The organism is Paraburkholderia heleia NBRC 101817, from assembly GCF_000739775.1.
In the GTDB taxonomy this organism is placed as follows: Bacteria; Pseudomonadota; Gammaproteobacteria; order Burkholderiales; family Burkholderiaceae; genus Paraburkholderia; species Paraburkholderia heleia.
The window spans coordinates 12,535-36,541 of sequence record NZ_BBJH01000038.1 but is presented as its reverse complement, the minus strand read 5'-3'; the positions used below and the strand labels follow the sequence as shown (position 1 = coordinate 36,541).

The following is a 24,007-nucleotide window of genomic DNA, read 5'->3' as shown; positions in this document are numbered from 1 at the left end:
GACGAACATCATGAGAAGCGCAAACGACGTGCTCCTGCTGATCGACCTGCAGTACGACTTCATGCCCGGCGGCGCGCTTGCCGTCGCGCTCGGCGACGAAGTCGTGCCGGTCGCGAACCGGCTCGCGCAGGGTTTCGGCAACGTGGTGCTCACGCAGGACTGGCACCCGGCGCAGCACGTTTCGTTTGCGGCCAACCACGCGGGACGCGCACCGTTCGAGACGACGGCGCTGCCCTACGGCGAGCAGGTGCTGTGGCCCGTGCATTGCGTGCAGGGCACCGAAGGCGCTGCGCTGCATCGCGACCTGGACGTGCCGCATGCGCGCGCGGTGATCCGCAAGGGCCATCACGCCGACGTGGACAGCTACTCGGCGTTTCTCGAAGCCGACCGCAAGACGCCTACGGGCCTCGCGGGCTATCTGCGCGACGTGGGTGTGAGGCGCGTGTACTGCTGCGGCCTCGCGACCGACTATTGCGTGGCGTGGTCCGCGCTCGACGCGCGCGCAGCGGGCTTCGAAACCGTGCTGATCGAAGACGCCTCGCGCGCCATCGACCTGAACGGCTCGCTGGCCGCCGCGTGGCGGCAGTTGCTTGCCGCCGGCGTGAAGCGCGCGCAATCGGCCGGGGTGCTGGCATTGTCCGCTTGAACGTCCAGGCAAAGACATCCTCTGGAATCAATATTCGTAGCAGGAGACATCGTATGACCGAAGCCGTAATCGTATCGACCGCCCGCACGGGCCTCGCCAAATCCTGGAAGGGCGCCTTCAACATGACGCACGGCGCCACGCTCGGCGGGCACGTGACGCAAGCCGCCGTCGAGCGCGCGAAGATCGACCCCGCGCGCGTGGAAGACGTGATCATGGGCTGCGCGAACCCCGAAGGCGCAACGGGTGCGAACATCGCGCGCCAGATCGCGTTGCGTGCGGGCCTGCCCGTGAGCGTGCCGGGCATGACGGTGAACCGCTTCTGTTCGTCCGGACTCCAGACGATCGCGCTTGCCGCGCAACGCGTGATCGCAGGGGAAGGCGACGTGTTCGTCGCGGGCGGCGTGGAATCGATCTCGTGCGTGCAGAACGAGATGAACCGCCACATGATGGCCGAAGGCTGGCTCAACCGGCACAAGCCCGAAATCTACTGGAGCATGCTGCAAACGGCTGAGAACGTCGCGAAGCGCTATGAAATCTCCAAGGAGCGCCAGGACGAGTACGGCGTGCAGTCGCAGTTGCGCGCGGCGGCCGCGCAGGCTGCCGGTCTCTTCAACGACGAAATCGTGCCGATGACGGTGCTCGCCGGGGTAGCCGACAAAGCGACGGGCCAACTCGTCACGAAGGAAGTGACGATCGCAGCCGACGAAGGCATTCGCGCCGACACCACGCTCGAAGGCGTCGCGAAGATCCGCACGGCGATGCCGGGCGGCGTCGTCACGGCCGGCAACGCGAGCCAGTTCTCGGACGGTGCGAGTGCCTGCGTCGTGATGAACGCGAAAGTCGCGGAGCGCGAGGGCCTGCAGCCGCTCGGCATTTTCCGCGGCTTCGCGGTGGCGGGCTGCGAGCCCGACGAGATGGGCATCGGTCCCGTGTTCGCGGTGCCCAGGCTGCTCAGGCAAGCGGGCCTGAAGGTCGAGGACATCGACCTGTGGGAACTGAACGAAGCGTTTGCGGTGCAGGTGCTGTATTGCCGCGACAAGCTCGGCATTCCCGCCGGGCGCCTGAACGTGAACGGCGGCGCGATTGCCGTCGGTCACCCGTATGGCGTGTCGGGCGCGCGCCTGACGGGCCATGCGCTTATCGAAGGCAAGCGCCGCGGCGCGAAGTTTGTCGTGGTGACGATGTGCATCGGCGGCGGGCAGGGCGCTGCCGGCCTCTTCGAAGTCGTGTGATGCACGGTGCGGCAGTGGACATGCCCGCTGCCCGCACTCGCGATTTCATCGTTTTCCCGCTGCCATACGCGCCATACGCGCGCCATACGCGCGCCGGACCGCTCTCGCGCTCGAACTGCTGCGGGTATCATGACGGCTGTCGGCGCGCGCACGGTGCGGCGCCTGTTCCCATGCAGACTGAACGAGGTGAGTTCGTGATTCGTCATATCGTGATGTGGAAGTTCAAGGAGTCGGCCGAAGGCGCGACGCGTGCCGAGAATGTCTTGAAGTTCAAGGCCTTGCTCGAAGGCTGCCGCGATCTCGTGCCGGGCACGCTGCACCTCGAAGCCGGTGTGGCCGAGCCGGGCCTTGCTTCCACGTTCGACCTCGTGCTCATTGCCGATTTTGCCGATCAGGCCGCGCTCGACGGCTATCAGGACCACCCCGAGCATCTCGTCGTGAAGCAGTTCGCGAAGCTCGTGGCCGAGTCGCGCCAGTGCGTGGATTACGTGGTCTGAAGCGCATCATGACCGGCACCGCAGATCAATCGCAGGGCGGCGGCGCGCCAAAAGGCGAAGACGCACCACAGCCGCAAGCGTCGCTCACGATCATCGAGAGTCCCTTCGTCGAGCATCTCGGCGCGCAACTCGTGAGCGCGCGCGACGGCGCGAGCGAAGTCGTGCTGCCGCTCGCCGAACGGCATCTGAATACGTGGGACGTCGCGCACGGCGGCGTCACGATGACGCTCGCCGATATCGCGCTCGCCATGGCGGCGCGCAGCGTCGCCGCCGACGGCGTGGGCGTCGTCACCGTCGAAATGAAAGTGAACTTCATGCAGCCGGGGCGCGGCGAATTGCGCGCCACCGGCCGCGTGCTGCACCGTTCCACCACCATGGCCTATTGCGAAGGCGAGATTCGCGACAGCGAAGGCCATTTCGTCGCCAAGGCGCTCGGCACCTTCAAGTACATGCGCCGGCTTGCGGTGGGCCGCGACGTGACGCGTCAGCGTCTGCGCAGCGACCCCAGCGCGCGGCCCGGCCCGAGCGACGGTTAATCGCGCGATCGGGCACGTGCGGGGGCTTTGCCCGCACGCACCCGATTGCTGTTTTTTTTGCGCGGCAGGCGTACACCCCTCGCCGCGCCCAACAAAGCAACACGGACGCCATGACCCAGACCAATCGCCAGATCCTGCTCGCTTCGCGCCCGGAAGGCGCCGCGAGCGTCGACAACTTCCGCCTCGTCAAGGCGCCGCTCGCACCGCTCGAAGATGGCCAACTGCGCGTGCGCAACCACTACCTGTCGCTCGACCCGTACATGCGCGGGCGCATGAACGACAGCAAGTCGTACGCGGCGCCGCAGCCGCTCGACTCGGTGATGATCGGCGGCACGGTGGGCGAAGTGGTCGAGTCGCGCAACGCGAAGTTCAAGGTCGGCGACAAGGTCGTGGGCATGTTCGGCTGGCAGGAGTTCGGCACCTCGGACGGCCGCGACCTGCGCGTCGTCGATACGACGCATGTGCCGCTTTCCGCATACCTCGGGCCGGTGGGCATGCCGGGCGTCACTGGGTGGTACGGCCTGAACCGCATCATCGAGCCGAAGGCGGGGCAAACCGTCGTCGTGAGCGCGGCGAGCGGCGCGGTGGGCAGCGTGGTCGGCCAGCTCGCGAAGCGCGCGGGTTGCCGCGCGGTGGGCATCGCGGGCGGCGCGGATAAGTGCCGCTACGTCGTGGAGACGCTCGGCTTCGACGCATGCGTCGATTACAAGGCCGGCAATCTCTATCAGGACCTCAAGGCCGCGACGCCGGACGGCGTGGACGGCTACTTCGAGAACGTCGGCGGCGCGGTGCTCGACGCGACGCTCGCGCGCATGAACGCGTTCGGCCGCATCGCGCTGTGCGGGATGATCGCCGGCTACGACGGCGAGCCGATGCCGCTCAAGTATCCGCAACTGCTGCTCACGCAGCGCCTGCTCGTGCAGGGCTTTATCGTGAGCGAGCACATGGAGGTGTGGCCGCAGGCGTTGACGGAATTGGGAACGCTCGTCGCGAAGCGACAGCTCGTGTATCGCGAGACCGTCGCCGAGGGGCTCGAGAACGCGCCCAGCGCGTTCCTCGGCATGCTCAAAGGCCAGAACTTCGGCAAGCAGCTCGTCAAGCTGATCTAACCGTTTCACCGTTTAGCGCAAGCGCCCGGAAAGGGCGCTTGCGCTTCTCCATGCGCAGTATTCACCGTAACCTTCACCGCAGGATTCGCAATGTCCGAACCGTTTGAGTTCGACGGCCGCGTGGCCGTCATCACGGGCGCGGCAAGCGGCTTTGGCCGCGCGTTCGCGCAGCAGGCCGCCGCGCTCGGCATGAAGCTCGTGCTCGCCGATGTCGATCAGGGGCTGCTCGACGAAACCGTCAATGCATTGCGCGAAGGCGGCACACAGGTCATCGGCGTACGCACCGACGTGCGCGATGCCGCCCAGGTCGACGCACTTGCAAAGGCTGCGCTCGACACCTACGGCAAAGTCCATCTGCTTTTCAACAACGCGGGCGTCGGCACCGGCGGCTTCGTGTGGGAAAGCAGTGCGAAGGACTGGGACTGGGTGTTCGGCGTGAACGTGATGGGCGTGGCCAATGGCGTGCGCAGCTTCACGCCGGCGATGCTCACGCAGGGCGAGCGCGCGCACATTGTCAACACGGCTTCGGTGGCGGGGCTGCTTTCGCCGCCCGCCATGGGCGTGTACAACGCGTCGAAGCATGCTGTGGTGTCGCTCACCGAAACGCTCTATCACGACCTGAAGAACGTGACCGACAAGGTGAGCTGCTCGCTGCTATGTCCGGCGTTCGTGTCCACCGGCATTGCAAATGCCGGACGCAGCCGCCCCGACGATCTGCGCAACGACGCGCCGCCCACGCGCTCGCAGCAAGCCGCCGATCTGCAGTTGCAGCGCGCGGTGCGTTCGGGCAAGCTCACGCCCGGCGACGTCGCGAAGGCGACGTTCGACGCCGTGCGGGAAGGGCGCTTCTATATCCTCACGCATCCGCAGATTCTCCCTTCGGTGAAACTGCGTCATGAGGACATCGAAACATTGCGCAACCCGACCGATCCGCTCTCGCTCAAACCTGAAGTCAGGCAAGCGCCGCAATAAACGCGGCGCACGGGGTCCGTGCCATGCCACTCGCTGCGCCCGGCGTTCGGCACGGGCGACTGAAACGCGCTCAGCCTCTTTCGACCGTATAAGTCTCGCGGCGCTCGAAGGCGCCCGGGCGCACGACGCGGTGCGAGCCGTCGTCGTCGCTGCGCTCCAGCGCTTGCACGTCCAGCAGGGCACCGCGCAGCGTGACGCGCAGCGCCGTGGTGCCGCGCGTACCGTAATCGGGCGTTTCGATGAATGCCGCGGAAAGCGCGCGTTCGCGTTCCAGCGAAATGCCCGTGGCGGGCAACTCGCGGTCGGGCGCGACCTGCGGGTCGCGCATCATGTCCACGAGCCGCGCGAGCGGGACTTGCGCGTCGCCCCCTGCGAGTTGCGCGAGTTCCGCGCGCTTGCGCACGAGCTTGGGCCACGGCGTGTCGAGGACGGCGTTCGAAATGCCGTGCGTGCCTTCGGGCAGCAAGGCGGGTGCTCGGTCCGCGCGATTGCAGTACCAGGCCATTTCGCGCCGCGCCCAGTCGCCGACGATCAGGTTGAAGCCGTTGTAGAGATCGCCCGAGCGCGCGATCTCGTCGAGATAGCCGAGCGGCGTATCGGGCAGACCTTGCGCGCCGGTGAGCCAGCGCGAGACGAGCGTGCCGCGCGTGGGCGCGTCGGGGCGCATGTCGTTCGGCGCGCGATAGTTCGTGAGCGCGGCGAAGCGGCCGCTGCGCGTCATGCCGAGCCAGGTGCCGCCGCCCACGAGATCGCGGCCCGCCAGCACGCCCGTTGCCGAACTGCCCGGCGACGTGACGTCGTCCGAGGCGTTCCACCAGTGCAGCGGGTCGGCGGTGCGGCGCAGGAACTCGTCGCGGTTGGCCGCGAGCGTGAAGAGCGCGCCGGCGCTCGCGCGCGGACGCCAGTCGAAGACGATCAGGCACATGCAGTTGGCCCTTGCAGGGTCGGGAGTGGGGCCGCGCCCACACAACGTGAGTCGCAGGGCGCCTCGCTCGCGATGGACACAGCGTGCGGCGTCAAACTTCGGCCGGCAACGCGTACGGCAGCGGCAGCACGCGCAGCGCGGGGCCGTCCGCGGCGCCCAGATGCACGCTGCCCGTTTCGAGCGCGGCAAGCTTGATTTCGGCGAGCAGATCGACACCGCCCTCCGGCGCGGCGGCAGCGTTCACGACCATGCCGCACGGCTGGCTCGGGTCGTCCGAATGGAAGAGTTCGACGCCCGCATGCGCGGCGTCCAGACTCGCGGCCACATGGGCGAGTGCGGTACGGCGCTTGATCGTGCCGCGATACTGGCTGCGCGCGACGATTTCCTGGCCAGGGTAGCAGCCCTTGCGGAAGTTCACGCCGCCCAGCACGTCGTAATTGACCATCTGCGGCACGAACTGCTCGCTCACGGCTTGCGTGATGCGCGGCTCGCCCGCGCGAATGTCGAGCCAGTCCCACACCGCCGGCGACACGCGCTTGAGCGCACCGTCGAGCTTCGCGAGGCGCGCCTGCACCGCTTCCTTCGGGCCGACCCACAGATAACGCAGCACGCCGGCCGCGTCGGGCACGCGGATCAGCGTGCCCGCGGGGTCGTCCACTTTCACGTGCACGCCGTCGGGCAACGCGTCGAACACGCTCGCGAGCGCGCCGCGCACGTCGCCGGCGAGCCCCACCACGAGCAGCTTGTCGCTGTCGTCGGTGAGTTTGGCCTTGGCGCGCAGGACGAACATCGACAGGCGTTTTTGCACCGCTGCCTGGACGTCCCTGGAAATCAGGAGACGGATTGTGTCGCCGGTCTTCCAGGTGAGGAACGAGGCGAGGAGACGCCCCTTGGGCGAGCAGTAGCCCGCGAGGCGCGCGCCGGCTACGTCGAGATGCTGGACGTCGTTGGTGAGCTGGCTGTGCAGGAAGGCCGCGGCGTCGTCGCCGTTGGCGTCGATCACGCCGAACTGCGGCAGGATCGCATAAGCGCCGCCTTTCAGAACGGCGTCGAAGTCGGACGTGGATTCAGGAACGGAAAGCGTGGAAGCGGGATCGAGCGATGAGTTCATGGATTCGGGGAACAGTCAATCCTGACTTTAGCGAAGGCAAGCAGTTATTATATGAGGTCCCCCTGAGTCGTGTTTCCATGTCCCTTCTGAAGAAAAGCCTTGTTGCCGGCGCCGCGCTAGTCGTGATTGCCGCCGCCGCGGCGGGCGGCGTATGGCGCTGGGCCACCGCGCCGCTCGAACTTGCCGCCCCACAGCTCGACGTCACCATCAAGCCGCACAGCACCGTGCGCAGCGTCACGCTGCAGCTGCGGCGCGGCGGCGTGCCCGTGCAGACGCAACTGTTCGTGTTCATGACACGCGTGCTTGGCTTGCAGAGCCAGCTCAAATCGGGCAACTACGAGTTCAAGGCGGGTATCACGCCCTATGAGGTGCTGCAGAAGATGGCGCTCGGCGACGTGAACGAGTCCGTCGCCACCATCATCGAAGGCTGGACCTTCAAGCACATGCGCGCCGAACTCGACGCGAACCCCGCGCTGCGCCACGACACGGCAAACATGAGCGATGCCGAACTGCTTGCCGCGATCGGCGCGCCGCCCGCCCCTGACGGCAGCGGCGAGGGGTTATTTTTCCCCGACACCTATCTGTTCGACAAGGGCTCGAGCGATCTCGACGTATACCGGCGCGCGTACCACCTGATGCAAACGCGCCTGGACGAAGCGTGGACCGCGCGTTCGCCCGGCTTGCCGCTCAAGTCGCCTTACGAGGCACTGACGCTCGCTTCGCTCGTCGAAAAGGAGACGGGCCGCGCCGCCGACCGTGCGCTCGTGGCGGCCGTGTTCTCGAACCGCCTGAAAGTGGGCATGCCGCTGCAGACCGATCCGGCCGTGATCTACGGTCTGGGCGAGAACTACGCGGGCCATTTGCGCAAGCGCGATCTGCAGTCGGACACTCTCTACAATACGTATCTGCGCCTCGGGTTGCCGCCAACGCCCATTGCGCTGCCCGGCGCCGCGGCGATCCAGGCGGCGCTCAATCCGGCATCGACGGCGGCGCTCTACTTCGTGGCGCGCGGCGACGGCAGCAGCGTTTTTTCTGACACTCTTGTCGACCACAACAAGGCCGTCGACAAATACATCCGGGGTAACTAAATGGCGCGGGGCCGATTCATCACGTTCGAGGGCATCGACGGCGCGGGCAAAACCACGCATCTCGCGTGGTTTTGCGATCAGCTCGCCCAAAAGCTCGCGCCGACGGGCCGTACGGTCGTCATGACGCGCGAGCCCGGCGGCACGCCGCTCGGCGAGTCGATCCGGGAACTCGTGCTGCATCAGCCGATGGACCTCGAAACCGAGGCGCTCCTGATGTTCGCGGCGCGCCGCGAACACCTCGCCAAGGTGATCGAGCCCGCGCTCGCGCGCGGCGACTGGGTGCTGTCCGACCGTTTCAGCGACGCCACCTTCGCGTACCAGGGTGGCGGCCGCGGTCTGCCGCGCGACAAGCTCGAAACGCTGGAGCGCTGGGTGCAGGGCGGTTTCCAGCCGGACCTGACGGTGCTGTTCGACCTGCCGCCGGACACGGCAAGCGAACGGCGCGGCGCGGCGCGCGAGCCCGATCGCTTCGAAAGTGAGTCCGACGCGTTCTTTAAACGCACGCGCGCCGAATACCTGCGCCGCGCGGAAGAGGCACCGTATCGTTTCGCGGTCGTCGATTCGTCCCAGGGTATCGATGCGATTCGCCAAAAACTCGGGCATGTGATCGCAGCGCTTTGATTGCAAGGCGATATTTGGCGTTCTGATGGGGCTGCGCGATCTTCATGTCAATTCTCACGAAGATCGCTTAACCGGTTGATTTCGAAGATGATCTATCCTTGGCAAACCGACGACTGGCAACGCCTGCAGCAACTGCGCAGCCACTGGCCGCATGCGCTCCTGCTGCATGGCCAGGCGGGCATCGGCAAGCTCGCGTTCGCGCAGCATCTGGCAAAGGGGCTGCTCTGCGAAGCGCCGCAGGCCAACGGCGAGCCGTGTGGCACGTGCGCGGCGTGCAACTGGTTTGTCCAGGGCAATCATCCCGATTACCGCATCGTCGTGCCGGAGGCCTTGGCGGGCGAAATCGGCCAGGCCGGCGACGATGAGGCCAAAGCCGAAAAGGCAGACAAAGCCGACGGTGAAGAGGGCAAGAAGGGTCGCGCGCCAAGCAAGGAAATCCGCATCGAGCAGGTGCGGGCGCTGCTCGACTTCACGGGCGTGGGCTCGCATCGCGGCGGCCTGCGCGTGGTCGTGCTGTATCCGGCCGAGGCGCTCAACGTCGCCGCCGCGAACGCGCTGCTCAAGACGCTTGAAGAGCCACCCGCGGGCGTGGTGTTCCTCGTGGTGTCGGCGCGCGTCGATCGTCTGTTGCCGACCATCATCAGCCGTTGCCGCCAGTGGCCCATGGGTACGCCGGCGCCCGAAGCCGCCGCGGCCTGGCTTGCGCAGCAGGGCATGGACGACGCGCCGGCGCTGCTCGCGCAAGCCGGCGGCGCGCCGCTCGCCGCGCTCGCGCTCGCGCACGACGAAAACCGCACGCTGCGCGACTGGACCCTGGCCCAGCTCGCGGCGGGCCCGGCGTGCGACGCCTTTGCCTGCGGCGAGACGCTGCAAAAGCTGCCGGTGCCGCTCGTGCTCGGCTGGCTGCAGCGCTGGGTCTACGATCTGCTCGCCGAACGCACCGCGGGACGCCCGCGCTACTTTCCGCAAGCCGCCGGCGGCCTCGCGCGCTGCGCCGCGAAGCTCGACGCCGCGGCGCTCGCGCGCTACCTGAAGACGGTTACGCGGCAGCGCGCCGTGGAAAACCACCCGCTGAATGCGCGCCTCGTGTTCGAGGAACTCTTTCTCGGCTATCGTGAACTGTTCGCCTGACGTCCACAGTCAGGCCCGAAACTTTCGTCGCAGGACCACCCATGTTTGTCGATTCACATTGCCACATCAATTTCGAGGGCCTCGGCGACCGCCTCCCGCAAGTGCTCGAGAACATGCGCGCGAACGCCGTCACGCACGCACTGTGCGTGTCGGTGGACCTCGAGACGCTGCCCTCGGTGCTCGACATCGCGAGCCGCTACGAGAATGTCTACGCGTCGGTGGGCGTGCATCCCGACCACGAGCACATGCGCGAGCCGAGCGTGGCCGAGCTCGTCGAGCTGGCTGCGCACCCGAAAGTGGTGGCGATCGGCGAAACGGGGCTCGATTACTATCGTCTGGGCGAGCGTACGATCGCCGACATGGAGTGGCAGCGCGAGCGCTTTCGCACGCACATTCGCGCGGCGCACGCCACGGGCAAGCCGCTCATCGTCCATACGCGGGCCGCTTCGGACGATACCCTGCGCATCATGGAAGAAGAGCGCGCGGGGGAACCGGGCGGCGTGATGCATTGCTTCACGGAGCCGTGGGCGATTGCCGAGCGCGCGCTCGCGCAGAATTTTTACATCTCGCTTTCGGGCATCGTGACGTTCAAGAGCGCGACGGACGTGCAGGAGGTCGCGCGCCGCGTGCCGATCGAGCGCCTTTTGATCGAAACCGATTCGCCCTATCTCGCGCCGGTGCCATTTCGTGGCAAACCCAATGAACCTGCGTACGTGAGCCATGTCGGAAGATTCATTGCGCAGCAACGCGGGTTGCCGGACGCCGAACTTGGCGCTGTCACCACGCAGAACTTTTTCCGGCTCTTCAAGATCCAGCCGCAGGCCTGAATCGCGAACCGCATGCTGTCAATGTGTTAAATATCAACGAGATAGCAGATAATGTTAAGACTTGACATGAACTCAAAACCGCTCCCGCACGCCGCCAACCCTGTTCGCCGCACTGCCGCCGCGCTCGTGCTCGGCGTCGCCGCCACACTGTTCGGCGCCACGGCACACGCCGCTCCGATCGACTCGCTCATCAAGAGCGTCAAATTCGACGACGACAAGGGCGTGCAAAAGGCGCTCGCAGATGGCATGGATCCGAACGCCACTGACGACCAGGGCATGCCGCTCCTCGTGATCGCAGCGCGCGAGAAGTCCGACAAGGTCGGGGCGGTGCTGCTCGACAACCCGAAGACGAACATCGCAGCCGAAGACCGCGCAGGCGAAAACGCGCTGATGCTCGCCTCGCTCAACGGCGACGTCGACTTCGTGAAGCTCCTCATCACCAAGGGCGCGGAGGTCAACAAGAAGGGCTGGACCCCGCTGCACTACGCCGCCGCGAACGGCAACGACGATGTCGCGAAACTCCTGATCGGCTATTCGGCCGACGTCAACGCGCTGTCGCCCAACGGCACGACGCCGCTCATGATGGCCGCGCGCGGCGACCATCTCACGACGCTCCAGATGCTGCTCGAGCACGGCGCGACGCTTGGTGCGAAGAACCAGATCGGCATGACGGCGCTCGATTTCGCGCGCCAGTACAAGGCGCCGGACGCGATCAAGGACCTCACGGCGCGCATGACGCAGGCTGGCCTCTCCACGGCGAGCCCGGCAGCGCCGCAAAACAGTGCAAAATAATGGGGATGAAGACGGCCGCACTTGACCAGCGCAGCCGCCCGGCGGCGCCCGATGGGCTCGAAGCGCCGCTCCCCACGACAACTCAAGGAGAACCATGCTGCGGGTTCTGATCTGTGCGGGCGCGATGGCGCTGCCGCTCTCCGCTTTCGCATTCACGGCAAGCGACCTCAACCGGCTCTGCACGAAGACCGACGTGGCTTCGCGCAGCGCGTGCGCTGCCTATATCGAAGGTGCCGCGGACGGCATCTTCAATACCATCGACGCCATCGGCGGCACTACCGGGCCGCGCGTGGGTCAATACTTCTGCCTGCCGCCCGATGCGCGCTCGGCGCAGCTCACCGACGCGGTGCGCAAGTACATCGCCGACAACCCCAACGTGGCCGGCTACAACGCCAGTACCGCCATCTCGCTCGGGCTCGGCAAGGCGTTTCCCTGCAAGACTGGCAACGGCAACTGAAGCCGGCCGGTTCAGGTCGTAACCCATAGCGCGTAGATAGACATAGCCGGAACACGGCGCGGCACCGACCACCGCCGCGCCGTTCACCATCGAGGCTGCTGCGAGGCCAGTCGAGTCGTCGCCGCGGCCGTCCGCGGGCTTGGCGCCCGTGCCGTTTCCAGGAGTCGCCCTGGTGCTCGGGATGCTCAGGAGGAACTGGCCGCAGATGCCGACACTCGACGACCTCTCCCGTTTCACCGACGCGCCGCTGCAGGACTGGCTCGGCACGTTGCTCGTGAGCGCGCTCGCGCTCGTTTTCGCCGTCGGCCTGCACTGGGCCGGCGGCCGCATCCTGCTGCGCATCGCACGCCCGTACCCGCGGGTCAGCGTGTTCTTGCGCCATATCCGCAAGCCGGCGCTCGCCGTGCTCGCGATCCTCGCGCTCGAATTCGTCTGGTGGCAGGCGCCCGACACGCTCCGGCACATCGGCGGCCTGCGCGAGTTGTGCGCGTTCGCGCTGATCGCCGCGATCACCTGGCTTTCGGTGCGCTGTGCGGCGGCGATCGGCGAGGCCATCATCGCCGCCCATCCGCTCGATATCGCCGACAACCTCCAGGCCCGCCGCATCCACACCCAGGCCCGCGTGCTGGCGCGCACGGTGATGGTCCTCATCATCATCGTGGGCGTGGGCGCCGCGCTCATGACCTTCCCGAACGTGAGGCAGATCGGCGCGAGTCTGCTCGCTTCGGCCGGTGTTGCCGGTCTCGTTGCCGGTATCGCGGCACGCCCCGTGCTAGCGAATCTGATCGCCGGCTTGCAGATCGCGCTCTCGCAGCCGATCCGGCTCGACGATGTGGTCGTGATCGAGGGCGAGTGGGGGCGCATCGAGGAAATTACCGGCACCTATGTTTCGGTGCGGATCTGGGACCAGCGGCGGCTCATCGTGCCGCTGCAATGGTTCATCGAGAATCCGTTCGCGAACTGGACGCGCAGCAGCTCGCAGATCATCGGCACGGTGTTTCTGTGGCTCGACTACCGCATGCCGCTCGCGCCGCTGCGCGAGGCGCTCGCGCGTATCGTCGACGGTGCGCCCGAATGGGACCGCCGTGTGCAGGTTTTACAGGTCACCGACGCCAACGAGCGCGCCATGCAGGTGCGCGTGCTGGTGAGTTCGCGCGACTCCGGCCTGAATTTCGATTTGCGCTGCCGCGTGCGCGAAGGGCTGCTCGACTTCGTCAACGAGCACTATGCGCAGTTCCTGCCCCGCGCGCGCGCCGAGGTGTCGGCGGAGCTCGAAAGCAGCACCGGGGAATTGCCGTCCTTCGTGCGTCGCCCGGCGCCGCAGGCGGCGGCGAGCACGGCGGCACATACTGAGGCGGATCCCGTGACGGGCACGCGCGTGCCGGGGGACGGCGAGGAGCTGGAGACGCACGGTCCGGCGCGCGAGCCCGCAACGGAAAGCCGCCGCGATAATGGTGGATAACCGCCGATAGCGGTCGAGAAGGAAAGGAGGAGGAACAGCAAGATGGGCAGACTGATAGTCGTCTCGAACCGCGTGGCGACGCCGACGGAGACGAAGGGCTCGGCAGGCGGGCTCGCGGTCGGCGTATTCGGCGCGCTGAAGGACGCGGGCGGCGTGTGGTTCGGCTGGAGCGGCGACGTGGTGAGCGAGACGGTGGCGAACGCGGGGCCGACGCTCGTCGAAGAAGGCCACGTCACCTTTGCGACCGTCGGCCTCACGCGCAAGGACTACGATCAGTACTACCGCGGATTCTCGAACGCCACGCTCTGGCCGGTCTTCCATTACCGCAACGACCTCGCGCGCTACGAGCGCGACGAATACGCGGGCTATCGCCGCGTGAACGCGTGGCTCGCGCACAAGCTCATGAAGCTGATTCACCCGGACGACAACATCTGGGTTCACGACTATCACCTGATTCCGTTCGCCGAAGCGCTGCGCTCGGAAGGCGTGCGCAACCGGATCGGCTTCTTCCTGCATATTCCTTTTCCTTCGCCGCAGGTGCTGCAGACCATTCCGCCGCACGACGAACTCGTCAGATCGCTGTGCTGTTACGACCTTCTAGGCTTCCAGACGCAGAACGACCAGCAGGCGTTCCACGACTACATCGCGCGCGAGGCGCGCGGCAAGGTCCGCGAGCGCGCCGACAATCCCGAGCACGGCGAGGTCGAGGCGTATGGCCGCAAGCTGCGCACGGGGGTCTACCGCATCGGCGTGTTTCCGGACGAGATTGCCGAGCAGGCCGCGCGTTACGAAAGCCGCCAGCACGTGCTCGACCTCAAGCAGAGTCTGGAAGGGCGCAAGCTCATCATGAGCGTGGACCGGCTCGATTACTCGAAGGGTCTCGTCGAGCGTTTCCATGCGTTCGAGCAGTTGCTGGAAACGTCGCCCGAATGGCGCGGCAAGGTCACGCTCGTGCAGATCGCGCCGCCGACCCGCTCGGATGTCGCGAGCTACAAGGTGATACGCGAGGAGCTGGAGCGGGAGGCCGGGCGCATCAACGGCCGCTACTCGGGCCTCGATTACACGCCGATCCGCTATCTGAGCCAGCAGTACGACCGCTGGAAACTGATGTCGCTCTTTCGCGAATCGCAGATAGGCTATGTGACGCCGCTGCACGACGGCATGAACCTCGTTGCCAAGGAATACGTGGCCGCGCAGAATCCCGACGATCCGGGCGTGCTCGTGCTGTCGATTTTCGCGGGCGCGGCGGCCGAGCTCACGGGCGCATTGCTCGTGAATCCTCACGATGCGACCGGCATGTCGGAGGCGCTGGAGCGCGCGCTGTCGATGCCGCTCGAAGAGCGTCAGGCGCGCTACCGGACCAACATGGAGGCACTCAGGCGCAACGATCTCGGCGTGTGGCGAGACAGCTTCCTGCGCGATCTCGCGGCGGTGCCCCAGCCGGGCTGATGGATACGGCGCACAGGCGGTTCGCGCGCCGGCACGATTGCGTATGATGCGTGGCTGATCGAGACACCCGCCACGCAACTGGGACGCAACCCCCGCTCACCTCCATGCTGACCACGCTCGCCATTGCCAACTACCGCTCGCTGCGCGAACTCATCGTGCCGCTCGGTGCGCTCAACGTCGTGACCGGCCCGAACGGCAGCGGCAAGTCGAATCTCTATCGCGCGCTGCGCCTGCTCGCGCTCACGGCGCGCGGCGGCGTGATTCCGTCGCTGGCGCGCGAGGGCGGCCTGCAATCCACGTTGTGGGCGGGCCCCGAGCGCTTCTCGCGCGCGGTCGCCGCAGGGGAATACGCGGTGCAGGGCACGGTGCGCAAGGATGCGGTGAGCCTGCGACTGGGCTTCGCGGGCGACGCCTTCGGCTACGCGATCGACCTGGGATTGCCGCTGCCTTCGTCCACTTCGCAGTTTTCGCTCGACCCGGTGATCAAACGCGAATGCATCTGGAGCGGACCGATCCTGCGGCCCTCGGCGTTGCTCGTGGACCGCCAGGGGCCGACGATCCGCATCCGCGACGCCTCGGGCGAGTGGACAACGCTCGCGCAGCCTGTGGCGAGCTTCGACAGCATGATGACCGAGTACGCCGACCCGCGCGGCGCACCCGAAATGATCGCCGTGCGCGAGCAGATTCGCTCGTGGCGCTTCTACGACCACTTCCGCACCGACGAGCACGCGAGCGCGCGCCAGGTGCAGATCGGTACCCATTCGCCGGTGCTCGCCGACGACGGCGCCAACCTTGCCGCCGCCCTGCAGACGATCCGCGAGATCGGCGACGGCGAGGCGCTCGATACCGCCATCGGCGACGCCTTCGCTGGCGCGCGAGTCGAAATCGTGAATCACGAAGGACGCTTCGAGGTGGCGCTGCGCCAGGAGGGGCTATTGCGACCGCTGCGCGGCGCGGAATTGTCGGATGGAACCTTGCGCTACCTGTTGCTCGCGGCGGCGCTGCTGAGCCCGCGGCCGCCGGGCCTGCTGGTGCTCGACGAGCCCGAGACGAGCCTGCATCCGGACCTGCTGCCGTCGCTCGCGCGGCTCATTGCGCGGGCGTCGCGGCACTCGCAGGTCATCGTCGTCTCGCATGCGGCGCGGCTCGTGGCGGCGCTGGAGCGCGAGGCCGGCAGCCAGTCGGTCGTGCTCGAACGGCGCCTCGGCGCAACCGGGTTCGCCGATCCGGACGCGCTCGACGCGCCGGCCTGGAAATGGCCCGCCAGGTAGGCCGTCAGGGCAAACGCAGGGTTGTTTCGGCATGTAACACCGTATAGAAATTGAAAGACCGGCGGCGCGCGCGCCCGACTTGCCGAATAATGGGATATTTGCTGCGTCGCCGATAAGCGACCGGTCCTGGCTTGGAATCACCGGCACCGCAAGAACGGGCAACGCGGCCCCGTTTTCATGGAGACACTCGATGAGAATTGCGCAGATCGCCCCGCTGACCGAATCGGTCCCTCCGAAGCTCTATGGCGGCACCGAGCGCGCGGTGTCGTATATCACCGAAGCGCTGGTCGAACTCGGGCACGACGTCACGCTGTTCGCGAGCGGCGATTCGCTCACGAGCGCGAAGCTCGAGCCCGTGTGGCCACGCGCGCTGCGGCTCGACCCGGGCATCCGCGACCGCATCGCACCGCACATGCTCCTCATGGAAATGGTGCGCCGCCAGGCCGACCAGTTCGACGTGCTGCATTTCCATATGGACTACTACTCGTTTTCGGTGTTCAAGCGCCAGGAAACGCCGTTCGTGACGACGCTGCACGGCCGTCTCGACCTGCCGGAGCAGCAGCCGGTATTCGATACGTTCAACACCGCGCCCGTCATCTCGATCTCGAACGCACAGCGCCAGCCGATGCCGCAGGCGCGCTGGCTGCGCACGGTCTACCACGGCCTGCCCGAGACGCTTTACATGCCGCAGCCCGTGGAGCAGCGCTATCTTGCGTTTCTCGGCCGTATTTCGCCTGAAAAGCGCGTCGATACGGCGATACGCATTGCCGGGCGCTGCGGGCTGCCGATCCGTATCGCCGCGAAGGTCGACGAAGCCGACCGCGAGTATTTCGAGCGCGATATCAAGCCGTTGCTCGCGCTGCCGCACGTCGAGTATGTGGGCGAGATCAACGACAGCCAGAAGGCCGAATTCCTCTCCGGCGCGCATGCGCTGCTGTTCCCGATCGACTGGCCCGAGCCGTTCGGCCTCGTGATGATCGAGGCGATGGCGTGCGGCACACCCGTGGTCGCGTTCAATCGCGGCGCGGTGCCGGAAGTGGTGGAAGAGGGCGTGACGGGCTTTATCGTCGAGGACGAGATCGGCGCCGTGGCAGCGGTGAACCGTGTCGCGCGCGTGCCGCGCGCCGGCGTGCGGCGCCGCTTCGAAGAGCGGTTCACCTCGCACCGCATGGCGCAGGAGTACGTGCAGGCGTATGAGGCAGTGATTCGCGCGAACAAGCGCTCGCGCTTCAAGGTGATCGATACGTCCGCGAGTTGAGCACGCGGACGTTCGCGGTGCGCCTAGAAGTCGAGTTTCGTGATCTTCGTGCCGCCGAGCGAGAGGTCGCCGATCAGCCCGCTGTTGGTGAGCACGAAGACCTGCACGGGCTTGGTGGCCGTGGTGGTGTCGATCGAGCCGTTCGCGCCGACCTTGACGAGCGCGACCGATGCGTCGCCGCCTGCCGACCAGCCGCTCGAATTGCGGAATTTCGCAAGCGCGTCTTCGGTCATGAAGAGATAAATAACGGCCTTCGACTGCACGCCCAAGGTTGCGCCGACTGAAGCCGACGACGTACTGTAGAAGCCAACCGTGCTGCCGCCCACGCGCAGCGCGCCGTCGCCGTGTTCGCCGCCGACGCCGATGCCCGCCTGGATCACGCGCGGAAACACGAGAATGCCGCGGGCCTTGCCGACCAGCTCGCGCGAGCCCGGCACGGTTTGATAGAGGCGCGACAGGGTGGCGTCGACGTCGGCGTTGATCGACTGGGCGCGCGACGCGTTGGTCGCGGCGTTGGGTGCCTCGCTGCCGGTGGTCGTGCAGCCCGAGAGCGCCGCGACGCCGACGGCGATTGCGGCAGAAGCCTTCAAAAGCATGCGAGATGCGGTCATCTTGTTCTCCGTTCTGGTTTCCGGGCGCCGCGATGTCACGGCGTCCAGTCGTTATACCCGAACGTGCCGACCCACACTTTGAGGCTGCGCAGCACACATGCTGCGCGGCGAGGCATGCGTGAAACGCGCTAGCGCTCCGGCACGGGCTTGACCGCGGGCCGCCGCAGAGCGCGCTTCACACCTCCGATCAGCACGCCGATCGCGAGCAGCACCGCAGCGGGCACGACCCAGTAACCGACGAACGCGTGCCACAGGTAGCCCGCCAGTGTCGTGCGCCGAACGGCGTATTCGTCGCGCGCTTCCTGCTGGCGCTGCGCGTTCGCCGCGAGCACCGTGGCGGGGCAGCCGGCTGCACGCGCGGTTGCGGGCGTGCCGTGGCAGCGCAGCGGGGCGCCGGCGTCGCGCTCGGCGTCGGTGAAGGTCCAGGTGGTCAGCGCGCGCCGCAAATCCGCGCGGTTATACGCCATCTCGTCCTGAACCTCGCGCACCACGACGATCATCACCGGCACGAGCCAGAAGGTGATCACCATGAGCCAGCGGCGAAACCAGCGGTTCTTGTGTCTCCATGCCATCTGCGCCTCCGTTCGATGCCATTGGCATCAACGTCAACGCGGCAGCCCGATGGCTAATGTGTGATGTCGCGGAGAGGGGCCGCCGCTGCAGCCATCATAGGAGAAAAACGGCGCGTCCGAAGGCAGGGAATGACGCAAAACCCCACGATTTCGCCTACGTCGACGATGATTCGCACAACCGAAGACACAGGCGCGCGGAGACCGAGGAATCGCTGCAACGCACAAAACCGGCACATAAAAAAACGCGCCGCAGCAAAACGCTTCGGCGCGCGGATCCTGCGGCTGCAGAAGGCGGCACATAGGGTGCGGGAGGATGCCCGCACCCGCTTCGCTCAGCTCTTCGTCGAGAGGCAGGTCTTCATGAATGCCTTGCGGTCGTCGCCCTTCTTGTCGCCGGCCTGGGCGTTGCACGCCTTCATGCGCTCCTGCTGGGTCATTGCCGGAGCGGGGGCGCCGGCAGCCGAAAGGCACTGCTTCATGAATGCCTTGCGGTCGTCGCCTTTCTTGTCGCCGGCCTGGGCGTTGCATGCCTTCATCTTGTTCTGCTGGCTGTTCGCCGCCGGTGCGGAAGCAGGCGCCGCGGTCTGTGCGAAGGCCGGCGCGGCCAGCACGCCACTCAACACGATTGCAGCCATGACGGATTGCATCTTCATCGTTCACTCCCTTGACTTTGGACGTTCTCAGTTGACGTGCGGCCAGCCGTGAATGGCCGATGCGCCTTGCGCGCGCCGTCATTATGGCAAAGCCGCCATTAAAACGACGCAGCAATGTGTTCGGTTGACGCGCGCGCTACGGCACAATGTTCGCTATCGGCCGCTGGCCCCGCCCGACGCGGCCGCAACAACACGGAGCACAGGCATGCATTACCTCCTGATGTACGAACTCGCAGACGACTACCTCGAACGCCGCCCCGAACATCGCAGCGCGCATCTGAAGCTTGCGTGGGCCGCCGTCGAGCGCGGCGAGTTGCTGCTGGCAGGTGCGATCGCCGATCCCGTCGATCACGCGCTGCTGCTTTTCCAGGGCGACAGCCCCGCCGCGGCCGAAGCGTTCGCGCGCGCCGACCCGTATGTGCTCTCGGGGCTCGTGAAGCATTGGCGCGTGCGGCCCTGGCAAACGGTGGTGGGCGAAGCGGCGTCGAATCCGGTGCGATAAGGCGCGAGGGCGGCGGCCTTGACGGCGGCAGCGCGGCGCAGTCTAGATCTGCGCCGCGCCGTTCGCCGCCGCTTGAGCCAACAGTTCGCGTACGGTGTTGTCGCTGACCTGATCGAAGTCGAGATAGAACTGGCCGACGCTGTAGAACGCGGCGGGCGTGCGCGCACAGACGAATTCGTCTACGGTCCTGCCGAGCCGGTCCTGCGAGCCCGCGGGCGCGACCGGCAGCGCTGCGACGATGCGCGCGGGGCCGAGCGTGGCGAGCGCGAGCGCTGCCGCCTTGAGCGACGCGCCCGTAGCCATGCCGTCGTCGACGACGACCGCCACGCGGCCCGCCACCGCAAGCGGGGCACGCTCGCCGCGATAGCGCGCCTCGCGCCGGCCAAGCTCGATGCGCGCGAGCGCCATGGCGCTCTGCAACTGGGCTTCGCTCACGCCGGCGCTGCGCACGAGCGCGCTGTCCACGTACTGCGCGCCGTTCGAGGACAGTGCACCCATGGCGAGTTCCGGCTGCCAGGGCAGGCCGAGCTTGCACACGGGCAGGACATCGAGCGGCGCCCGCAGCGCCCTGGCGACTTCATAGCCGATCGGCACGCCGCCGCGCGGGAGCGCGAGCACGATGACGTCGCGTCTGCCCGCGTAGGCCGAGAGCGGGCCGGCGAGTAAACGGCCCGCTTCGCGGCGATCGGTAAAGGGGCGTTCCATGAAGAGGTCCTCCCATCTCGTTGCAGGACGGCCGCGCAACGATGCGTTCAGTTTGCCACTCGCGACCGCACGCTGCTGGTAAAAGAGCCACACCCGCAGGTCCCACGACGCGGCGCGCGGCGCGAGCGCGGCATGCGTGCGGCTGCCCGCGCGATCCAATGCGGGGCCGCGCTCATTTGCATACGCGGATTTCTCGTTTGGCGCGGGCGCGCCGCCTCGCTACGATGAAGTCGATGCCGCCACCGACAAGGTCTCGCCATGTCCGAATCCGCCTCCTTCAAGCCGCGCGTCGTCGAACCTGTCGAGCCCGATGCGCCCGACGGCCTCGGGCTCGCCGTCGAGCTGTGGCTCGCGCGCCCGGTCGACGGCATCGCGGGCCAGGCGCTGCGCATTCACCTGCGCCACGGCGCGCGCATGGAGCAGGCCGAAACGCTGCGCGATCTGCTCCATGCCGTTGGCAGCGCTATCGTGGTGTCCTGACGGCCCTCCCGCCGCTCAATCGAGCGGGGTGGCGAAGAGCGCGTCGAGCAGATTCGACGAGGACGTGTCGACGAGGCGCGTGAGCGATTCGACCATGCGCACCTGGCAGTCCACGAGCGGCAGCATGCGAATGCGCCGCGACTCGCCGAATTCCGCGTGCGCGATCACGCCCAAGCCCACGCCCTGCGCGATGGCCGTCTGCAACGCTTCGCGGCCATCCACGTAGAGCACGGGCTGGACCTGGAGTCCTTTACGCACAAGTTCGGCTTCGAGCAATTGCTGCGTGACCGAATGCGTTTCGCGAAACACCATCGGCTCGCGCACGAGTTCCTCGTAAGTCATGCGGCGCTTTTTCGCAGCGGGACTCCCGGCGGGCACGACCGCGACCAGCGGTTCCTCGCGCAGCACGCGGGCCTGCAGCCGGCTGTGGACCTGGCGTGCGGCCGTGATCGCGGCGTCGGCTTCGCTCGCGAGGACGCGGCGCATGCATTCGGTCGCGTTCGCGATCGAGAGCTTGATCACCACCCCCGGATAGCGCCGCCTGAACGCGCCGATCAGCTTGATGGCAAGGTCGGGCGCATCGGCGGCGAGGGCGAGTTCGCCCGATTCGAGCGCTCCTGCCGCTTCGAGCAGCCGACGCGCGTCGCGTTCGCACCCCACCATCTGACGCGTCACTGCGAATAGCCGTCGCCCAAGTTCCGTGAGTTCCACACCGCGAGGCCCGCGCTCGAAAAGCTTGACCCCGAAATCCTGTTCGAGCCGCCGCACATGATCGGACACGGCCGGCTGCGTGAGTGAAAGCGCCTGCGCGGCGCGCGAGAAACCGCCGTGTTCGGCGACCGCGTGAAAAGCCCGCAACTGTGCGTATTGCATCGAAGCGTCCCGGTAACAGGGGATAAGCCAAGCTTATATCGACATCGATTATATCGATTTTACCGATGGCGCGCGTCGCGCTAACGTATCGGGCTCGACTGTCCCGACGCCTACCGGAGCCCGCATGACCACCCCCGCCGAGCCCTATCTGCTGACCCCCGGACCGCTTACCACCGCGGCCTCGACCAAGGCCGCGATGCAGCGCGACTGGGGTTCGTGGGACGCCGACTTCCGTACTATGACTGCGCAATTGCGCGCCGCGCTGCTTCAGATCGCGGGCGACGAACAGGGGGAGTACGACTGCGTGCCGCTGCAGGGCAGCGGCAGCTATTGCGTCGAGGCGATGCTCGGCAGCTTCGTGCCGCGCGACGGCCACGCGCTCGTGCTCGCCAACGGCGCGTATGGCAAGCGCATCGCCACGACGCTGCGCTACCTCGGCCGCCAGCACACCGTGCACGACACCGGCGACTACCTGCCGCCGCGCGCCGAAGACGTCGCACAGCTGCTGGTCGCGAACCCCGGCATCACGCATGTCGTCGCCGTCCATTGCGAGACCAGCTCCGGCATTCTGAACCCGATCGAGGAGATCGCGGCCGTGACGGCCCGCCACGGCCGGCGGCTTCTGATCGACTCGATGAGCGCATTCGGCGCCGTGCCGCTCGACGTGCGCACACTGCCTTGCGACGCATTCGTCTCCTCGGCTAACAAGTGCATCGAGGGCGTGCCGGGCTTCGGCTTCGTGATCGCGAAAAAAGAAGTCCTGAACAACGCAAAGGGCGTGAGCCACTCGCTCGCGCTCGACATCCACGACCAGTGGGATGTCATGAGCCGCACCGGCCAGTGGCGCTTCACGCCGCCCACGCACGCGGTGGCCGCATTCATCGAGGCGCTGCGACTGCACGCGCTCCAAGGCGGCCAGCCGGGGCGCCTCGCGCGCTATGCGCGCAATCGCGACGTGCTCGTCGAGGGCATGCGAGGGCTCGGTTTCGAGCCGCTGCTGAGCGCAGCCTGGCGCTCGCCGATCATCGTCACGTTCTTTTCGCCGGCCGATCCGGCATTCGACTTCGCGCGCTTCTACGATCTGATGAAGACGCAGGGTTTCATCATCTATCCGGGCAAGCTGACGAGCGTGGAGAGCTTTCGCGTCGGCTGCATCGGCGCGCTGGACGAAACCGTCATGCGCCGCGTCGTGGCCGCGTGCGGCGCAGCGTTGCGCACGCTCGGCGTGGCAAGCGCTGCGCCCGCGCCGGTCGACCTCGGCGCACGCGAGGCGCTCTTTGCTTGACGCGCGCCGATTGTCAAGACTCCATACCCTCGATTTTTTTAGCAGGATGCATGTCATGAAACATGTCAAGGCAGTGATCTTCGACTGGGCCGGCACCGTGGTCGACTACGGATCGCGCGCGCCAATGGGCGCCTTCGTCGAGACCTTCGAGCAATTCGGCGTGCCGGTCACGATCGAGGAGGCGCGCGCTCCGATGGGCATGGCCAAGCGTCCGCACATCGCGGCGCTGATGGCGCTGCCGCGCGTCGCGGCGGCATGGGAAGCCCGCTACGGCCACGCGCCGGGCGAAGCCGATATCGACGCCGTGTACGACGTCTTCGTGCCGAAAAACATCGCCGTGGCCGCACAGTACAGCGACGTGATTCCGGGCGTGGCGGCCGTGATCGCCGCACTGCGCGCCGACGGTCTGCGCATCGGCTCGACCACGGGCTACACGCGCGAGATCATCGACCAGATCGTGCCGGGCGCGAAGGCGCAAGGTTTCGATCCGGACAGCATCGTGTGCACGGGCGACACGCCCGAGGGCCGGCCTTCGCCGTACATGATCTACCGCGCGCTGCCGCTACTCGGCGTGTGGCTCGCGCGAAATGCGATCAAGGTGGACGACACCGAAGTCGGCATCGAGGAGGGTGTCAACGGCGGAACGTGGGCGGTGGGTGTCGCGGTGAGCGGCAACGCGTTCGGCATGACGCAGGACGAAGTCCGCGCGCTCGCGCCCGAAGAATTCGCGCGCCGCCGCGCCGCGGCGGCGGAACGCCTGCGCGCGGCGGGCGCGCACTATGTGATCGACAGCGTCGCCGATCTGCTGCCCGTGGTGAACGAGATCGAAACGCGGCTGGCCCGCGGAGAGCGGCCCTGAAGCCGCCCGAAGGGGGGCTGGGCGGTACGTGGCGATGATCGCGCAGGGAGGCTCGCCGCTTGCGTTACCATGGGCGCCCCAGC

At 67.1% G+C, this 24,007-nt stretch carries 27 protein-coding genes; 20 read left to right on the top strand and 7 right to left on the bottom strand.

Translation table 11 applies throughout. The features are described from left to right. Positions 1-10 precede the first annotated feature (10 nt). The 6 genes from pncA to BHE01S_RS27505 all read left to right on the top strand — a co-directional run bounded on the left by pncA (position 11) and on the right by BHE01S_RS27505 (position 4,992). Positions 11-646: a bifunctional nicotinamidase/pyrazinamidase gene (gene pncA / locus BHE01S_RS27530; RefSeq protein WP_042269474.1), complete on the top strand. Its 636-nt coding sequence runs from the start codon at positions 11-13 to the stop codon at positions 644-646. Between the two features lie 53 nt (positions 647-699). Then, on the top strand, positions 700-1,878 hold the full coding sequence (locus BHE01S_RS27525) for an acetyl-CoA C-acyltransferase (protein WP_042269472.1): 1,179 nt from the start codon (positions 700-702) through the stop codon (positions 1,876-1,878). A gap of 194 nt (positions 1,879-2,072) precedes the next feature. After that, positions 2,073-2,375, top strand: a complete 303-nt coding sequence (locus tag BHE01S_RS27520) for a Dabb family protein (RefSeq protein WP_042269581.1) — start codon at positions 2,073-2,075, stop codon at positions 2,373-2,375. 8 nt (positions 2,376-2,383) lie between these two features. After that, positions 2,384-2,911, top strand: coding sequence for a PaaI family thioesterase (locus BHE01S_RS27515; protein WP_084069303.1), 528 nt, complete (start codon positions 2,384-2,386; stop codon positions 2,909-2,911). 110 nt (positions 2,912-3,021) lie between these two features. Beyond that, a complete protein-coding gene (locus tag BHE01S_RS27510) occupies positions 3,022-4,020 on the top strand; it encodes an NADP-dependent oxidoreductase (protein ID WP_042269470.1) in 999 nt (332 codons plus the stop codon). A gap of 90 nt (positions 4,021-4,110) precedes the next feature. Next, entirely contained in the window at positions 4,111-4,992 is an 882-nt protein-coding gene (locus BHE01S_RS27505) for an SDR family oxidoreductase (RefSeq protein ID WP_042269468.1), read from the top strand. Positions 4,993-5,062: 70 nt separating this feature from the next. Here BHE01S_RS27505 and BHE01S_RS27500 read toward each other — a convergent pair whose 3' ends face one another. Continuing rightward, a complete protein-coding gene (locus tag BHE01S_RS27500) occupies positions 5,063-5,917 on the bottom strand; it encodes an NRDE family protein (RefSeq protein ID WP_042269466.1) in 855 nt (284 codons plus the stop codon). A 91-nt stretch (positions 5,918-6,008) separates the two neighbouring features. Further along, positions 6,009-7,028 carry a CAF17-like 4Fe-4S cluster assembly/insertion protein YgfZ gene (ygfZ, locus tag BHE01S_RS27495; protein ID WP_042269464.1) on the bottom strand — a complete coding sequence of 340 codons (1,020 nt, stop codon included), beginning with the start codon at positions 7,026-7,028 and terminating at the stop codon, positions 6,009-6,011. A 77-nt stretch (positions 7,029-7,105) separates the two neighbouring features. Here ygfZ and mltG point away from each other — a divergent pair, with 77 nt between their 5' ends. From mltG to BHE01S_RS27445, 10 genes are all read left to right on the top strand, one after another. Continuing rightward, positions 7,106-8,116, top strand: a complete 1,011-nt coding sequence (gene mltG, locus BHE01S_RS27490) for an endolytic transglycosylase MltG (RefSeq protein WP_042269462.1) — start codon at positions 7,106-7,108, stop codon at positions 8,114-8,116. Beyond that, positions 8,117-8,737 (top strand): dTMP kinase, encoded by a 621-nt coding sequence (tmk, locus tag BHE01S_RS27485; RefSeq protein ID WP_042269459.1) that lies wholly within the window; start codon positions 8,117-8,119, stop codon positions 8,735-8,737. 87 nt (positions 8,738-8,824) lie between these two features. Next, on the top strand, positions 8,825-9,868 hold the full coding sequence (locus BHE01S_RS27480; RefSeq protein ID WP_042269457.1) for a DNA polymerase III subunit delta': 1,044 nt from the start codon (positions 8,825-8,827) through the stop codon (positions 9,866-9,868). Positions 9,869-9,909: 41 nt separating this feature from the next. After that, positions 9,910-10,695: a TatD family hydrolase gene (locus BHE01S_RS27475; protein ID WP_042269454.1), complete on the top strand. Its 786-nt coding sequence runs from the start codon at positions 9,910-9,912 to the stop codon at positions 10,693-10,695. A 66-nt stretch (positions 10,696-10,761) separates the two neighbouring features. Then, positions 10,762-11,487: an ankyrin repeat domain-containing protein gene (locus tag BHE01S_RS27470; RefSeq protein ID WP_245639880.1), complete on the top strand. Its 726-nt coding sequence runs from the start codon at positions 10,762-10,764 to the stop codon at positions 11,485-11,487. Between the two features lie 94 nt (positions 11,488-11,581). Beyond that, positions 11,582-11,944 (top strand): Rap1a/Tai family immunity protein, encoded by a 363-nt coding sequence (locus tag BHE01S_RS27465; protein ID WP_042269450.1) that lies wholly within the window; start codon positions 11,582-11,584, stop codon positions 11,942-11,944. A 205-nt stretch (positions 11,945-12,149) separates the two neighbouring features. After that, complete coding sequence (locus tag BHE01S_RS27460; RefSeq protein ID WP_042269578.1) at positions 12,150-13,406, top strand: mechanosensitive ion channel family protein; 1,257 nt, start codon at positions 12,150-12,152, stop codon at positions 13,404-13,406. A 42-nt stretch (positions 13,407-13,448) separates the two neighbouring features. Next, the gene (otsA, locus tag BHE01S_RS27455; protein WP_042269449.1) at positions 13,449-14,855 is read left to right on the top strand and encodes an alpha,alpha-trehalose-phosphate synthase (UDP-forming); all 1,407 of its coding nucleotides are present in this window, start codon (positions 13,449-13,451) and stop codon (positions 14,853-14,855) included. A 104-nt stretch (positions 14,856-14,959) separates the two neighbouring features. Beyond that, entirely contained in the window at positions 14,960-16,126 is a 1,167-nt protein-coding gene (locus tag BHE01S_RS27450) for an AAA family ATPase (protein WP_042269447.1), read from the top strand. 190 nt (positions 16,127-16,316) lie between these two features. Further along, the gene (locus BHE01S_RS27445; RefSeq protein ID WP_042269445.1) at positions 16,317-17,384 is read left to right on the top strand and encodes a glycosyltransferase family 4 protein; all 1,068 of its coding nucleotides are present in this window, start codon (positions 16,317-16,319) and stop codon (positions 17,382-17,384) included. Between the two features lie 23 nt (positions 17,385-17,407). Here the strand turns inward: BHE01S_RS27445 and BHE01S_RS27440 are convergent, their stop codons facing one another. The 3 genes from BHE01S_RS27440 to BHE01S_RS27430 all read right to left on the bottom strand — a co-directional run bounded on the left by BHE01S_RS27440 (position 17,408) and on the right by BHE01S_RS27430 (position 19,220). After that, positions 17,408-17,995 carry a BPSL1445 family SYLF domain-containing lipoprotein gene (locus tag BHE01S_RS27440; RefSeq protein ID WP_042269443.1) on the bottom strand — a complete coding sequence of 196 codons (588 nt, stop codon included), beginning with the start codon at positions 17,993-17,995 and terminating at the stop codon, positions 17,408-17,410. A 128-nt stretch (positions 17,996-18,123) separates the two neighbouring features. Then, positions 18,124-18,567, bottom strand: a complete 444-nt coding sequence (locus tag BHE01S_RS27435; protein ID WP_042269440.1) for a hypothetical protein — start codon at positions 18,565-18,567, stop codon at positions 18,124-18,126. A 332-nt stretch (positions 18,568-18,899) separates the two neighbouring features. Continuing rightward, the gene (locus BHE01S_RS27430; RefSeq protein WP_042269438.1) at positions 18,900-19,220 is read right to left on the bottom strand and encodes a PsiF family protein; all 321 of its coding nucleotides are present in this window, start codon (positions 19,218-19,220) and stop codon (positions 18,900-18,902) included. Positions 19,221-19,425: 205 nt separating this feature from the next. Here BHE01S_RS27430 and BHE01S_RS27425 point away from each other — a divergent pair, with 205 nt between their 5' ends. Continuing rightward, a complete protein-coding gene (locus tag BHE01S_RS27425) occupies positions 19,426-19,722 on the top strand; it encodes a YciI-like protein (RefSeq protein ID WP_042269434.1) in 297 nt (98 codons plus the stop codon). Positions 19,723-19,764: 42 nt separating this feature from the next. Here BHE01S_RS27425 and BHE01S_RS27420 read toward each other — a convergent pair whose 3' ends face one another. Further along, a complete protein-coding gene (locus BHE01S_RS27420; protein ID WP_042269576.1) occupies positions 19,765-20,427 on the bottom strand; it encodes a phosphoribosyltransferase in 663 nt (220 codons plus the stop codon). A 258-nt stretch (positions 20,428-20,685) separates the two neighbouring features. On the opposite strand from BHE01S_RS27420, the gene BHE01S_RS27415 reads away from it, so the two are divergent. Then, positions 20,686-20,907, top strand: coding sequence for a hypothetical protein (locus BHE01S_RS27415; RefSeq protein WP_042269432.1), 222 nt, complete (start codon positions 20,686-20,688; stop codon positions 20,905-20,907). A 15-nt stretch (positions 20,908-20,922) separates the two neighbouring features. Here the strand turns inward: BHE01S_RS27415 and BHE01S_RS27410 are convergent, their stop codons facing one another. Beyond that, complete coding sequence (locus tag BHE01S_RS27410) at positions 20,923-21,780, bottom strand: LysR substrate-binding domain-containing protein (RefSeq protein WP_042269430.1); 858 nt, start codon at positions 21,778-21,780, stop codon at positions 20,923-20,925. Between the two features lie 124 nt (positions 21,781-21,904). On the opposite strand from BHE01S_RS27410, the gene BHE01S_RS27405 reads away from it, so the two are divergent. Continuing rightward, positions 21,905-23,065 carry a 2-aminoethylphosphonate--pyruvate transaminase gene (locus BHE01S_RS27405; protein WP_042269428.1) on the top strand — a complete coding sequence of 387 codons (1,161 nt, stop codon included), beginning with the start codon at positions 21,905-21,907 and terminating at the stop codon, positions 23,063-23,065. A 55-nt stretch (positions 23,066-23,120) separates the two neighbouring features. Further along, positions 23,121-23,924, top strand: coding sequence for a phosphonoacetaldehyde hydrolase (gene phnX, locus BHE01S_RS27400; protein WP_042269575.1), 804 nt, complete (start codon positions 23,121-23,123; stop codon positions 23,922-23,924). The last annotated feature ends 83 nt before the right edge of the window (positions 23,925-24,007 follow it).